Source organism: Reella acinonychis (genome assembly GCF_052828705.1).
This window is the reverse complement of the sequence record NZ_CM128256.1, coordinates 409727-423486: the sequence shown is the minus strand read 5'-3', so window position 1 is coordinate 423486 and position 13760 is coordinate 409727. Positions and strand designations below refer to the sequence as shown.

Sequence of the window (13760 nt, the reverse complement as noted above, 5' to 3'; positions counted from 1 at the left end):
AGATTTTCTTGAAATAAAAAACAAAAGTGCGGTGAAATTCACCGCACTTTTTATCTATTTTGAATGCGATTTACGGACACCAACCTGGTGTCTCTACAATCATGTGGTATTTGAAATCGATTTTTTGCAAACGTTATATTTAAATATCGACGTCTTTGTAGGGACGCGACGCTCGCGTCCTGCGATATTAAACTTGTTTTGAATATTGTTTACGGACACCTGAGTGGTGTCCCTACATATTTACGATTGGTACATTTTCACCATCATATCGGTTCTGCCATTATTTTTTCGCTAAGAAATAACGATATGCCACGCTTTCACTGACATCTTGGTAGGCGTAACCAATCTCATCTAAACGCTGAATAAATTCCGCCATATTTTCTTTTTCCACTTGGAAGCCTGCTAGCACGTTACCGTAATCTGCGCCATGACCACGATAGTGGAAAAGGGAAATATTGGTATTAATGGTGCCGAGTTTTTCTAAGAAGTTTAACAAGGCGCCTTTTTGTTCTGGGAATTCAAAACTATATAGACATTCATTCAATGGACTGGTCGCTTTGCCGCCGATCATATAACGAATGTGGGTTTTGGCGATTTCGTCATTGGATAAATCCTGTAAATGATAACCATCTTGACGTAAAGTGTTGATGATGATTTCTTTTTCTTGTTCACCATTAATGCGTAAACCCACGAAAATACAGGCTTCTTCATCATCGGAATAACGGTAATTAAATTCTGTTACCACATATTGTTGTAAAATACGACAAAATCTTAAGAAACTGCCCCGTTGTTCAGGAATTTTCACCACTAACAACACTTCGTGTTTTTCACCAATTTCACAGCGTTCGGACACATAACGTAAGGTGTGGAAGTTGAGATTTGCCCCTGACAAAACGGTGACCAAATTCTCATTTTTAATCCCTAATTGTTTGACGTATTTTTTCAATCCAGCTAAGGCTAAAGCGCCTGATGGCTCAGACACTGCGCGTACATTTTCAAACATATCTTTCATGGCAGCACAGATTTCATCACCGTCCACTAGTACCACGTCGTCTAAATATTGTTGACACACTCGGAAGGTTTCATCACCAATGCGTTTTACTGCCACACCATCGGCAAATAAGCCCACACGATCAAGTTCAACAGGTTTGCCTGCTTGTAACGCTGCATATAAACAAGCGCTGTCTTTGCTTTCTACGCCGATTACTTTAATTTCAGGCAATAATTGTTTGATCAGCACTGCCACACCTGCAGCTAAACCGCCACCGCCCACTGGCACAAAAATGCGGTCAATATGGCTATGTTGTTGCAATAATTCCATCGCCAAAGTGCCTTGCCCTGCAATCACAGCAGGATGATCGAAAGGCGGAATAAAGGTCATTTGTTTGCTTTTGGACAGTTCAATAGCTTTTGCCTTGGCTTCATCAAAATTAATGCCATGTAATAACACATCGCCACCGAAACCACGCACTGCTTCCACTTTAATAGTCGGGGTGTTTTGTGGCATAACAATAATGGCTTTTAAGCCCATATTTTTAGCGGAAAGGGCGACACCTTGTGCGTGATTGCCCGCGGAAGCGGTAATCACTCCGCGCGCTTTTTGTTCTTCGGTAAGGCTGGCAATCATATTGTAAGCGCCACGCAATTTGAAACTATGCACAGGCTGGCGATCTTCACGTTTGACCCAAACCTCGTTGTCGAGACTTGCGGATAAGCGAGACATTGCCTGCAATGGCGTGACCGTTGCTAGCTCATAAACTGTTGAACTTAGCACTGCTTTTAAATATTCTGCACCAGTTGGTTGTTCTGAAAGGGTTGTTCTCATAAAAAGTATTCCATTTTACACCGCACTTTTATGCGGTTTTGCAATTTGTGTATTAGCCTAAGGCCACATCTAAAATCATCATAACGGTAAAACCGATCATTAAGCCTAAAGTAGCACTGTCAGTATTGCCATTGCTTTGTGATTCGGGGATTAATTCTTCCACCACCACGAAAATCATTGCGCCTGCAGCAAAAGACAGGGCATAAGGCAAGATAGCCGTCATAGATAGCACAAAAGCAGCACCAATAACCGCAGCAATAGGCTCTACCACCGCCGACATTGAACCATACCAAAAGGCTTTCCAACGGCTATGTCCCTCAGCGCGAATCGGCAAGCTTAAAGAAGAACCCTCCGGGATATTTTGTAAGCCAATACCAATGGCCAAACCAATCGCACTGGCTAATGCCGCATGGTAATCTGCTACGCTTGATAACGCACCGAAAGTCACGCCGATTGCCAATCCTTCGGGGATGTTATGAATGGTAATGGCAAGAAATAACAGTGCCGATTTAGACAGACGGCGATGTAAGCCTTTTCCTTCTGCTTCTTCTAAGGGTTTGTCTAAATGTAAATGTGGTACGACAAAATCAATGGTGCGGATAAAACCACCACCCAATAAAAAACCAATGGCAACGGGCAACCACGACCATTTGCCATAATTTGGTTCCGCATATTCAATTGCGGGCGCCAACAAAGACCAAAAGGACGCCGCAATCATCACTCCAGCAGCCGACCCCATCATAACATCTAATAATTTTCGGTTTACAGTGCGGAAGAAATACACGAAAGAAGAACCGAAAATTGTACAACCCCAAGTAAACAAGCCTGCAATAAAGGCTTGTGTGATGGGATGTAAGGAAAAAAACACGTCCATATTTTCTATTCAAATAAAAGTGCGGTGAATTCCACCGCGTTTTTTGTTATGACCTATTCAGTAGGGACACCACGCTGGTGTCCATAAATAACATTCAAAACAGATTTAACATCACTGGACGCGAGCGTCGCGTCCCTACGGATTGACGTTATGTATCAAATGCACTATTTCTACATAATTCTGGATTTTTACACCGCACTTTTGTGCCTTATTTTATAATTTCGATTTGTCGCGCGCGGCACCTTTGTCTGCAGATAAAGCGAAATGACCAAAGATTTTTAATGCTGTTGAAACATTACGCTGACGATTAACCGGCTGCCAGCCTTTTCGGTCTTGCTCTGCTCGACGTTGCGCCAATTCGCCTTCTGACACTAAAAGTTGGATAGAACGGTTTGGAATGTCAATGACGATTTGGTCGCCATCACGCACTAAAGCAATGGTGCCACCTGAAGCAGCTTCTGGCGAGCAGTGCCCGATAGAAAGTCCTGAAGTTCCGCCTGAGAACCGCCCGTCCGTTAATAAGGCACATTCTTTGCCTAAGCCAATGGATTTTAAATAGGTGGTTGGGTAAAGCATTTCTTGCATACCCGGTCCGCCTTTTGGTCCTTCATAACGAATTACTACCACATGACCAGCTCGCACTTTGCCACCTAAAATACCATTTACTGCATCTTCTTGGCTTTCAAATACGATAGCGTCGCCAGTGAATTTTAAGATCGATTCGTCCACCCCTGCGGTTTTCACAATACAACCATCAAGGGCAATATTGCCGGTCAACATCGCTAAGCCACCGTCTTGGCTATAAGCATATTGTTTAGAACGAATACAACCATTTTCGCGGTCTGTATCTAAGGTTTCCCAACGACAATCTTGTGAAAATGCAGTAATCGAACGCACACCTGCTGGACCTGCACGATAGAATTTCGCAATGTCTTCACTTGGATTGTGCATGATATCGTATTTGGCAATTTGTTCACCTAAAGTGGTGCCTAAAACGGTGCTAGTATGGGTATGCAGTAAGCCGGCACGATTTAATTCGCCCAATAGCGCCATAATGCCGCCTGCACGATGGACGTCTTCAATATGATATTTTGAGGTGTTCGGTGCGACTTTGCATAAACAAGGCACTTTACGCGAAATGCGGTCAATATCCGCCATGGTGAAGTCCACTTCTGCTTCTTGTGCCACCGCTAATAAGTGCAATACAGTGTTAGTTGAGCCACCCATTGCTACATCTAAACTCATGGCATTTTCAAAGGCATCAAAGCTGGCAATTGAGCGAGGTAATACGGAATAATCATCCTGTTCATAGAAACGTTTGGCTAAATAAACGATTTGACGACCAGCTTCTTCAAATAAGAATTTGCGATCCGCGTGAGTTGCTACGCAGGTACCGTTACCCGGTAAAGATAAACCCAATGCTTCCGTTAAGCAGTTCATTGAGTTTGCCGTAAACATACCTGAACAAGAGCCGCAAGTTGGGCAAGCGCTACGTTCAATGGCTTCCACATCTTCATCACAAACGGTTTTATCCGCACTTTTCATCATCGCATCCACTAAATCTAATTTAATGATTTGATCAGAAAGTTTGGTTTTGCCCGCTTCCATTGGCCCGCCCGAAACAAAGATCGCAGGAATGTTCAAACGCATGGCTGCCATTAACATCCCTGGGGTGATTTTGTCACAGTTTGAAATACAGACCATAGCGTCGGCACAATGGGCATTCACCATATATTCCACGCTATCGGCAATTAAATCGCGGCTTGGTAAAGAATAGAGCATACCATCATGTCCCATCGCAATACCGTCATCAACAGCAATGGTATTAAACTCTTTCGCTACCCCACCCGCAGCTTCAATTTGTTCTGCGACTAATTTTCCCATATCACGCAAATGCACATGACCAGGGACAAATTGTGTAAAGGAATTCACCACAGCAATAATAGGTTTACCAAAATCGCCTTCTTTCATTCCTGTTGCACGCCATAGTGAGCGCGCACCCGCCATATTTCGCCCCTGAGTTGAGGTGGCTGAACGTAAAACTGGCATAATCTTCTCCAACTAAATCTGTAATCTAATTTATTTAAGCATTATTCTTCGCAGCTTTCACAAGCCACATCCACCACATCATATAATTTGGCTAATTGATTCACGAGCAAGCTCACATCACGTTTGCTGGCGACCACCAAATCACACCACACTTTGTCTTCTACTAATTTCATGCTGAGATTGGTGATGGTAAAGCCACGATGACGCACAACACGCAAAATACGTTCAAGTACTTCTGGGCGGTGATTAGCAACAATAGTTAATTCTGTATTATTCATAAAAAATCTCCCTTTTTACACCGCACTTTTAGCTCATTACATCCAACATATCCGCATTGCACGCACCAGGTGGGACAAGCGGCCATACATTTTCTTCAGGTGGAATGCAAACATGTAAGAAATATGCCTCTTTGGCATTGAGTAAACGATCTAACGCCGCATTCACTTCACCTGCTTTTTCAATACGCTCCCCTTTAATATCAAAGGCTTTGGCTAGAGTAACAAAGTCAGGGTTTTCATCCAAAATTGTGGAACTATGACGTGCATTGAAGAATAAAGATTGCCATTGACGCACCATGCCTAAACGTTGGTTATCTAATAACAGAATTTTCACTGGCACTTTACCTGCTTTAACAGCACCCAATTCTTGAATATTCATCATAATTGAACCATCGCCAGTTACCACAATCACATCATCTTGCGGACGTGCTTTTGCAGCGCCCATTGCTGCTGGCAAACCAAATCCCATGGTGCCAAAACCTGCGGAAGTGATGAAGTTTTCAGGTTGGTAATGATTAATGTGTTGCGCAGACCACATTTGATGTTGTCCTACATCTGTGACGACAACCGCTTTCTGATTTTTCTTCTGCGATAAGCTATGCAATAACCAAGTTGGATCAATATCGCCTTCGCCTTGCAATTCGCCATAGGTGAAATCTAATTCATTTTTAAGAGCGACAATGCGTTCACGCCAAGGTTGAATATCCAATGGCATGGTCATGCCCTGAATCGCTTGAATCAGATCACCTTTTAATGCCACATTGGCTTTACGCAATTTATTAATTTCAGCGGCATCAATATCCGCATGAATCACTTTTGCATTTGGCGCAAAGGTGTCTAGTTTACCCGTCACGCGGTCGTCAAATCTTGCACCGAGAACCACTAATAAATCCGATTCCTGTGTAGCTAAATTCGCCGCACGCGTGCCATGCATACCAATCATCCCCATATAATAAGGATTATCAGGCGAAATACTGCCCAATCCTTTTAGGGTAGAAACACTTGGAATTTGCGTTGTTTGTAAAAATTCACGCAAGGCAGGAACGGCATTTGCCATGCCGACGCCACCACCAATATAAAGGATTGGGCATTTGGCTTCTTTTAATAATTGCACCGCACTTTCTAATGCTTGCGCTTTAATTGCAGCTGGTTTCTCAGGGGCATAGACTACGGGTTGTAAATTGGTTTCAGTGAGCTGAATATCACGCGGAATATCCACTAACACTGGACCAGGGCGACCACTTTGTGCGATTTGAAACGCTTTTGCGATCACCTCTGGTAATTCGTCAATGCTTTGCACAATAAAGCTGTGTTTAGTGCAAGCAAGAGATAAACCTAATACATCGGCTTCTTGGAATGCGTCAGTACCAATTAAATGGCTCGCCACCTGTCCTGTTAATGCCACAACGGGAATACTGTCCATAAAGGCATCACCTAGTCCTGTCACTAAGTTTGCTGCCCCAGGTCCAGAAGTGGCAATGCACACACCCACTGTGCCATAACCTTTTGATCTGGCATAGCCAATGGCTTGCATGGCTGCCCCTTGTTCATTACGACAAAGGAAATGTTCAATTCCACTATCATAAAGCGCATCATAGGTTGGCATAATTGCGCCCCCAGGATAACCAAATACAGTGGTTACACCATGCGCTTTTAAACATTCTGTGATTAATCTCGCACCGTTCATTGTTGTCCTTGCTTATTTTATTGTTATTTTAAATTACAAAACTGTTTTTCATTATATCGATCTTTAATCATATTCCTACTATTTTATTCACAAAAGTGCGGTCATTTTTAGGATATTTTGTTATTATATAAGCCGTTTTTATCAATAAGGATACAAAATGAAAACCTTTCCTTTCCGTGCCGTTGTATCTGATATGGACGGTACATTATTAAATGCTAACCATGTTATTGGCGATTTCACTATTTCTACCTTAGAAAAAATAGCAGACAAACAAGTGGATATTGTGCTTGCCACTGGGCGTAGTTATCCTGACGTTGCCTTCATTTTGAACAAATTAAAGATTGATCCCACTCGAGCAGCGATGGTGACCTCGAATGGTTCGGAAGTGCATGATTTACAAGGCAATTTAATTTACAGTAATTATTTACCTGAAGACCTTGCCTTTGCCATTATGCAAGAGGAATTCGATCACGACAGTATTTGTGTGAATAGCTATCAAGGCGATGATTGGTTTATTAATGTGGACATTCCAAGTTTGATGAAATACCACAAAGACAGTGGGTTTAGTTATCAAGTGGTCGATTTCGCACAACATCATGGTCGCAATACACAAAAAATCTTCTTCATTGCACGTCATTTAGATGACTTGTTGCCTTTAGAACAGCGTTTACAACAAAAATATGGCGATCGCGTTACCTTGGTGTATTCCACACCGCAATGTTTGGAAGTGATGAATAAAAATGTGTCAAAAGCCACCGCACTTTCGGCTTTAGTGGCGCAACGCGATTATGAACTAAACCATTGCATTGCCTTTGGTGACGGTTTGAATGATGAAGATATGTTAAAAGTGGTAGGCAAAGGCTGTGTGATGGCAAATGCGGATCCGCGCCTTGCGGCAAGATTAACAGAACTTGAACGAATTGGTTTTAATAAAGATGAAGCAGTTGCAAGTTATTTAAGAGCAACTTTTGGAGTTTATTAATGTGGCAATCAATTGGTATTGTGAGTATCGGTGCCGTACTGGGCGCGGTAACTCGATGGCTTCTTTATGTATTTTTTAATCCGCTATTCCATAGTTTTGCCTTTGGTCCTTTAGTGGCAAATCTCACTAGCTGTTTTTTCATTGGCGTGTTCACTGCGTTTTGTTGGTATATTCCAAGTATCAGTGAACAATGGAAATTATTTATGATCACTGGTTTCTTCGGCAGTTTAAGCACTATTTCCGCCATTTCTGCAGAATTTTGGACAAACTTCCTAAACGGAAAAGCAGGATTAGGCTTGCTTGTATTAAGTGGTCATTTAATTGGTAGTTTATCTGCGACTTTTTTAGGTATCTATCTTGTTTCACTCTACTACAAATAAAAAACCTAGACTCAAAATTGTCTAGGTTTTTTATTGTTTGGATGAAATTAAACGTTGTCAATTTGACCTAATAATGAACGTAAACGCTCTTGCCAGCTATTATGTTCCACTTTTAATTGTTCATTTTCATTACGCAATGCATCATAAGCCTGTTGCGCTTGGTTGTTTTTTTCTTTTAACTCTTCCACTTCTAATTGAAGTAACTGAATAGTTTCCACCGCTTGTCTTACTTTGCTTTCTAGTTGATCTAAAATTTCAAATGACATAATCACTTCCTTTGGATAACAAAATGTAAAATTTTAAGTATTCTACCTATATCCTCTTTGTTTTAAAAGTAGCAAGTTAGAAAAAATCCATATTCGCAAAAATTTTCCGCCATCGTTGCAGTAAGAGTGATAAAATAAGCAACAAATATCACTCTATTAGGGAAGCTCAGTATGATGAATCGATTATTATCCATTGAATTTTCACGTGTAACAGAAGCAGCAGCACTCGCGGCTTATTCTTGGTTTGGTAGAGGCAATAAAAATGCAGCAGATGATGCTGCGGTAAAAGCCATGCGCTATATGCTAAACCAAGTTGAAATGGACGCAGAAGTGGTAATTGGCGAAGGTGAAATTGATGAAGCACCTATGCTATATATTGGCGAAAAACTTGGTTCTGGCACTGGCGAACAGGTTGCAATTGCAGTCGATCCTATTGATGGTACTCGCATGACAGCAATGGGGCAATCTAATGCCATTTCAGTGTTAGCCGCAGGGGGAAAAGACACTTTCTTACGCGCGCCTGATATGTATATGGAAAAATTAGTAGTAGGTCCAGAATTAGAAGGCATGATCGATTTAAACTTGCCGATTGAACAAAATCTTCGTCGTGTTGCCCATAAATTAGGCAAATCAATGAGCCAAGTTACTGTTATGGTATTAGCTAAACCACGCCATGATGAAGTGATTAAACGTATTCAACAACAGGGTGCAAGAGTACTTGCCATTCCTGATGGCGATGTAGCGGGTTCTTTATTATGCTGTTTGCCAGAAGGTGGCGTTGATATGCTTTATGGCATTGGTGGTGCACCTGAAGGTGTGATTACTGCAGCGGCGGTACGAGCTTTAGGCGGCGATATGCAAGCACGCTTATTGCCACGCAATCAAGTTAAAGGCGATACCCCTGAAAATCAACAACTTGCTCAACAAGAAATTGAACGTTGCCAACAATATGGCGTCGCAGTCAACGAAGTGCTGCCTTTGGAAAGCTTAGTACGAGATGATAACTTAGTATTTGCGGCAACAGGTATTACCAATGGTGATTTGCTTAAAGGTATTCAGCGTAAAGGCAATCTTGCCACCACTGAAACCCTATTAATTCGTGGCAGATCGCGTACTATTCGTCGTATCCAATCCACTCATTATCTTGATCGTAAAGACGAATTACTTTACCAATTAATTCAAGAATAATGATATAGGGACGTTTCATAACGTCCCTTTTAATCAATATGTTATCCTCAAACATATCTCATATGCACTACAAAATAGAGATCTAAATTTATATGCATCCAATTGAACATTTTATTCAGCTTATCGCGAAATTGCGCGATCCTAATGGTGGTTGTCCTTGGGATTTAAAACAAACCTATCAATCCATGATCCCTTGTTTAGTGGAAGAAACCTACGAAACCATTGATGCCATTGAGCAAAATAATGTCGCCAATTTACGCGAAGAATTAGGTGATTTATTATTACAAGTAGTATTTTTTAGCCAACTCGCCACTGAAGATGGGTTGTTTACTTTTGATGATGTGTTAAATGATGTAGCAGAAAAAATTGTGCGTCGTCACCCTCATGTATTTGGCGATAAATCTGCCACCAATGAGCAAGAGGCCTTAGCTAATTGGAATGAGATGAAAGCCAAAGAAAAAGTACAAAAAAATGGACCGCACTCTATTTTAGACAATATTCCCCATGCTTTTCCTGCCTTACTCCGCGCACAAAAATTGCAAAAGCAATGCGCTAAAGTGGGCTTTGATTGGAATAATATTAATGATGTGATCAATAAGCTGCATGAAGAAATTGATGAAGTAAAACAAGAAATCAATCAACCAGAACGCAATGTGGAGCGCATTAATGAAGAACTTGGTGATTTATTATTTGCCACTGTCAATTTAAGCCGTCATTTAAATTGCAATGCAGAAGAAAGTTTACGCCAAGCCAATCATAAATTTGAGCGACGTTTCCGCTCTGTTGAACAGAAATTAAATGAGCAAGGCAAAACCTGTCAACAAAGCAATTTGATGGCAATGGATTTGCTATGGGATGAAGTAAAAAAAGAAGAAAAAGGAAAAAAGTCGGCATAAATTGACCGCACTTTTTTATCCTTTCTCTGATCATAAAAAAACAGCCAGAAATCAATTCTGGCTGTTTTGCTTTCACTTGAAGCTAATTAAGCTTTAGGACCTGCAGCAACTAATGCTTTGCCTTCGTCGTTTGTCGTATATTTTTCAAAGTTTTTCACGAAACGACCTGCAAGATCTTCAGCTTTGCTTTGCCATTGTGCTTTGTCTGCATAAGTATCACGAGGATCTAAGATTGCAGGGTCAACACCTGGTAATGCTTTTGGAATTGATAAATCGAAGATTGGTAATTTACCCATTTCAGCATTTTCAATTGAACCATCTAAGATTGCATCGATGATACCGCGAGTATCTTTGATTGAGATACGTTTACCTGTACCATTCCAACCAGTGTTCACTAAGTAAGCTTCTGCACCAGCAGCTTCCATACGTTTCACTAACACTTCAGCATATTGAGTTGGGTGAAGTGATAAGAATGCTGCACCGAAACAAGCTGAGAATGTTGGTGTTGGTTCTGTGATACCACGTTCTGTACCTGCTAATTTCGCAGTGAAACCAGATAAGAAATAGTATTTGGTTTGTTCTGGCGTTAATTTAGATACTGGTGGTAATACACCGAATGCATCAGCAGTTAAGAAAATAACTTTTTTCGCATGACCCGCTTTTGATACAGGAGTAACGATATTATCGATATGATAAATTGGGTAAGAAACACGAGTATTTTCTGTTTTTGAACCATCATCATAGTCAACAGAACCATCAGCACGCACAACTACGTTTTCTAATAATGCATCACGTTTGATTGCTTTGTAGATATCTGGCTCATTTTCTGGTGAAAGTTTGATTGTTTTCGCATAGCAACCACCTTCGTAGTTGAATACACCATCATCGTCCCAACCATGCTCATCATCACCGATTAATTGACGTTTTGGATCAGTTGAAAGGGTTGTTTTACCTGTACCAGATAAACCGAAGAATACAGCTACATCGCCATCTTTACCTACGTTAGCTGAACAGTGCATTGATGCAACGCCTTTTAATGGTAAGAAGTAGTTCATCATTGAGAACATACCTTTTTTCATTTCGCCGCCGTACCAAGTACCACCGATTAATTGCACACCTTCAGTTAAGTTAAATGCGATAAAGTTTTCAGAATTTAAGCCTTGTTCTTTCCAGTTTGGATTAGTTACTTTAGAACCGTTCATTACTGTGAAATCAGGTTTGAAATTCACTAATTCTGCATCAGATGGGCGAATAAACATGTTTTTCACGAAATGTGCTTGCCATGCTACTTCAGTTACAATACGTACTGATAAACGAGTATCTTCGTTCGCACCACAGAATGCATCAATAACAAATAAGCGTTTACGAGAAAGTTGGTTAGTAACTAACTCTTTTAGACTTTGCCATGTAGCTTGATTCATTGGTTTGTTATCATTTTTCGCTGCATCGCTTGTCCACCATACTGTATCTTTTGATGTTTCATCTAATACGATATATTTATCTTTTGGTGAACGACCAGTAAAAATACCTGTATCAACTGCAACAGCACCTGAAGTGGTTACGATACCTTTTTCATAACCTTCTAAACCTGGTTTGGTTTCTTCTTCAAATAACTGCTCATAACTAGGGTTATATACGATTTCTTTAATATCATAGATACCTAATTCGTTCAGGTCTTTAATTACTTTGTTTAAGTCTGTCATAGCTTACCTCATAACGTTAAAAATAAAAAAATAACTAGATGGGAGTATTATAAACACTTCCGATAAAAAAAATGTTAACTAGATCATATTTCTGAACATTAGCTTGATTAAACACCATCTTTCTGCATATTTTTTGACCTAAATCAATCTACACAATAAAAAAGCACGCATTAACGCGTGCTTTTCACAAAAATGTTACTTTTTCTTCATTGGACGTTGCCAGCCACGAATATGGCGTTGTGGCACGCGGCTAATCACTAACTCATCTTGTGCTACATCTTTCGTCACTGTTGAACCAGCTCCAATCGTTGCCCCATCAGCAATAGTAACAGGCGCAACCAACTGGCTATCTGAACCCACGAAAACATTATCGCCAATAATGGTTTTAAATTTATTCGCACCATCATAGTTACAGGTAATCACACCTGCGCCAATGTTACAATTTTGTCCTACTTCTGCATCGCCTACATAGGTAAGGTGATTGACTTTAGACCCTTTACCAATATGCGCTTTTTTGATTTCCACAAAGTTGCCTACGTGCGTTTCTGCCGCTAACTCTGCACCTGGACGCAAACGTGAGAATGGACCTATTGCTGCTTTTTCACCAACCACGCAGTCTTCCAGTACAGAATAAGGTTTGATTTCCACATTATCAGCTACAACCACATTTTTCAGTACACAACCTGCGCCGATTTTAACTTGATTACCTAATTGTACTTTGCCTTCAAAAATCACATTAATATCAATTTCACAATCTTTGCCATGGCTTAATTCACCACGTAAATCAAAACGATCTATATCTGCCAAACTCACGCCAGCTAATAATAATTTTTGTGCTTGTTTGCGTTGATAATAACGTTCTAAGGCATTAAGTTGTAAGCGATTGTTCGCCCCTTCCACTTCCATAATATCATCAGCAGTCACCGCCGCAACCTGACAACCATCTTGATTGGCTAAGCCAATCACATCGGTCATATAGTATTCGCCTTGCGCATTATTATTATTATCTAAACGCGCTAACCATTTTTTAAAGCTAGCACCATCAGATACCATCACCCCAGTATTCACTTCTTGGATTTTCAGTTGTTCTGGATTAGCATCTTTTTGTTCAACAATTGCCACCACAGAACCATTTTCACGAATAATACGACCATATCCTGTTGGGTTATCTAATTTAACCGTTAAGAGTGCAATCCCTTTTTCCGGTTTAGCTGCAATGAGTTTCTCTAAGGTTTCTTTAGTAATTAATGGCGCATCACCATACAACATCAAAATATTTTCATCATCCTTAAAAAAAGGTGCTGCTTGTTGCATCGCATGACCTGTTCCTAATTGCTCGGCTTGATGTACCCAATTCACAGGTTCTTCCGCTAAACGCGCTTTTAATAATTCAGCTTCATGCCCATAAATTAAATGAATTTGATCCGCACTTAATTGCTTAGCGGTATCAATCACATGTTTCACCATAGGCTTACCCGCCACTTTGTGCAACACTTTAGGCAGCGCCGAATACATACGAGTGCCTTTACCCGCTGCCAAAATCACAACACTTAATTTATTCATAATCATTTCTCTACTTTAGTGATAAGTGCGGTTATTTTACACTTAATTTTTGCTATATGTGGAATGAAA

General features: G+C 40.7%; 12 protein-coding genes. 4 read left to right on the top strand and 8 right to left on the bottom strand.

Going from position 1 to position 13760, the window contains the following annotated elements; genetic code table 11:
- Positions 1-280 precede the first annotated feature (280 nt).
- The 5 genes from ilvA to ilvG all read right to left on the bottom strand — a co-directional run bounded on the left by ilvA (position 281) and on the right by ilvG (position 6713).
- Positions 281-1825 carry a threonine ammonia-lyase, biosynthetic gene (gene ilvA, locus ACUXZ4_RS02140; RefSeq protein WP_464973416.1) on the bottom strand — a complete coding sequence of 515 codons (1545 nt, stop codon included), beginning with the start codon at positions 1823-1825 and terminating at the stop codon, positions 281-283.
- A 52-nt stretch (positions 1826-1877) separates the two neighbouring features.
- Positions 1878-2699: a ZIP family metal transporter gene (locus ACUXZ4_RS02135; RefSeq protein ID WP_464973415.1), complete on the bottom strand. Its 822-nt coding sequence runs from the start codon at positions 2697-2699 to the stop codon at positions 1878-1880.
- Positions 2700-2912: 213 nt separating this feature from the next.
- Positions 2913-4748 (bottom strand): dihydroxy-acid dehydratase, encoded by a 1836-nt coding sequence (gene ilvD / locus ACUXZ4_RS02130; RefSeq protein WP_464973414.1) that lies wholly within the window; start codon positions 4746-4748, stop codon positions 2913-2915.
- 41 nt (positions 4749-4789) lie between these two features.
- On the bottom strand, positions 4790-5026 hold the full coding sequence (ilvM, locus tag ACUXZ4_RS02125; RefSeq protein ID WP_464973413.1) for an acetolactate synthase 2 small subunit: 237 nt from the start codon (positions 5024-5026) through the stop codon (positions 4790-4792).
- A 28-nt stretch (positions 5027-5054) separates the two neighbouring features.
- The gene (gene ilvG / locus ACUXZ4_RS02120) at positions 5055-6713 is read right to left on the bottom strand and encodes an acetolactate synthase 2 catalytic subunit (protein WP_464973412.1); all 1659 of its coding nucleotides are present in this window, start codon (positions 6711-6713) and stop codon (positions 5055-5057) included.
- A gap of 157 nt (positions 6714-6870) precedes the next feature.
- On the opposite strand from ilvG, the gene ACUXZ4_RS02115 reads away from it, so the two are divergent.
- Complete coding sequence (locus tag ACUXZ4_RS02115) at positions 6871-7695, top strand: Cof-type HAD-IIB family hydrolase (protein ID WP_464973411.1); 825 nt, start codon at positions 6871-6873, stop codon at positions 7693-7695.
- Positions 7695-8075, top strand: a complete 381-nt coding sequence (locus ACUXZ4_RS02110; RefSeq protein WP_464973410.1) for a CrcB family protein — start codon at positions 7695-7697, stop codon at positions 8073-8075. Before ACUXZ4_RS02115 ends, ACUXZ4_RS02110 begins: the two co-directional genes overlap by 1 nt.
- A 47-nt stretch (positions 8076-8122) precedes the next feature.
- Here the strand turns inward: ACUXZ4_RS02110 and ACUXZ4_RS02105 are convergent, their stop codons facing one another.
- Complete coding sequence (locus ACUXZ4_RS02105; RefSeq protein WP_464973409.1) at positions 8123-8341, bottom strand: cell division protein ZapB; 219 nt, start codon at positions 8339-8341, stop codon at positions 8123-8125.
- 174 nt (positions 8342-8515) lie between these two features.
- Between ACUXZ4_RS02105 and glpX the strand changes: the two genes are divergently transcribed.
- Together glpX and mazG are read left to right on the top strand one after the other, a co-directional pair.
- Entirely contained in the window at positions 8516-9529 is a 1014-nt protein-coding gene (glpX, locus tag ACUXZ4_RS02100; protein WP_464973975.1) for a class II fructose-bisphosphatase, read from the top strand.
- Between the two features lie 92 nt (positions 9530-9621).
- On the top strand, positions 9622-10425 hold the full coding sequence (mazG, locus tag ACUXZ4_RS02095) for a nucleoside triphosphate pyrophosphohydrolase (protein ID WP_464973408.1): 804 nt from the start codon (positions 9622-9624) through the stop codon (positions 10423-10425).
- 86 nt (positions 10426-10511) lie between these two features.
- Here the strand turns inward: mazG and pckA are convergent, their stop codons facing one another.
- Complete coding sequence (pckA, locus tag ACUXZ4_RS02090; RefSeq protein WP_464973407.1) at positions 10512-12128, bottom strand: phosphoenolpyruvate carboxykinase (ATP); 1617 nt, start codon at positions 12126-12128, stop codon at positions 10512-10514.
- A 195-nt stretch (positions 12129-12323) separates the two neighbouring features.
- Positions 12324-13691 carry a bifunctional UDP-N-acetylglucosamine diphosphorylase/glucosamine-1-phosphate N-acetyltransferase GlmU gene (gene glmU / locus ACUXZ4_RS02085; protein WP_464973406.1) on the bottom strand — a complete coding sequence of 456 codons (1368 nt, stop codon included), beginning with the start codon at positions 13689-13691 and terminating at the stop codon, positions 12324-12326.
- Positions 13692-13760: the final 69 nt, after the last annotated feature.

Bases quoted from the DNA above. Each gene is read 5' to 3' on its own strand.
- ilvA (WP_464973416.1), bottom strand. From the start codon at position 1,825: ATGAGAACAACCCTTTCAGAACAACCAACTGGTGCAGAATATTTAAAA.
- ACUXZ4_RS02135 (WP_464973415.1), bottom strand. From the start codon at position 2,699: ATGGACGTGTTTTTTTCCTTACATCCCATCACACAAGCCTTTATTGCA.
- ilvD (WP_464973414.1), bottom strand. From the start codon at position 4,748: ATGCCAGTTTTACGTTCAGCCACCTCAACTCAGGGGCGAAATATGGCG.
- ilvM (WP_464973413.1), bottom strand. From the start codon at position 5,026: ATGAATAATACAGAATTAACTATTGTTGCTAATCACCGCCCAGAAGTA.
- ilvG (WP_464973412.1), bottom strand. From the start codon at position 6,713: ATGAACGGTGCGAGATTAATCACAGAATGTTTAAAAGCGCATGGTGTA.
- ACUXZ4_RS02115 (WP_464973411.1), top strand. From the start codon at position 6,871: ATGAAAACCTTTCCTTTCCGTGCCGTTGTATCTGATATGGACGGTACA.
- ACUXZ4_RS02110 (WP_464973410.1), top strand. From the start codon at position 7,695: ATGTGGCAATCAATTGGTATTGTGAGTATCGGTGCCGTACTGGGCGCG.
- ACUXZ4_RS02105 (WP_464973409.1), bottom strand. From the start codon at position 8,341: ATGTCATTTGAAATTTTAGATCAACTAGAAAGCAAAGTAAGACAAGCG.
- glpX (WP_464973975.1), top strand. From the start codon at position 8,516: ATGAATCGATTATTATCCATTGAATTTTCACGTGTAACAGAAGCAGCA.
- mazG (WP_464973408.1), top strand. From the start codon at position 9,622: ATGCATCCAATTGAACATTTTATTCAGCTTATCGCGAAATTGCGCGAT.
- pckA (WP_464973407.1), bottom strand. From the start codon at position 12,128: ATGACAGACTTAAACAAAGTAATTAAAGACCTGAACGAATTAGGTATC.
- glmU (WP_464973406.1), bottom strand. From the start codon at position 13,691: ATGAATAAATTAAGTGTTGTGATTTTGGCAGCGGGTAAAGGCACTCGT.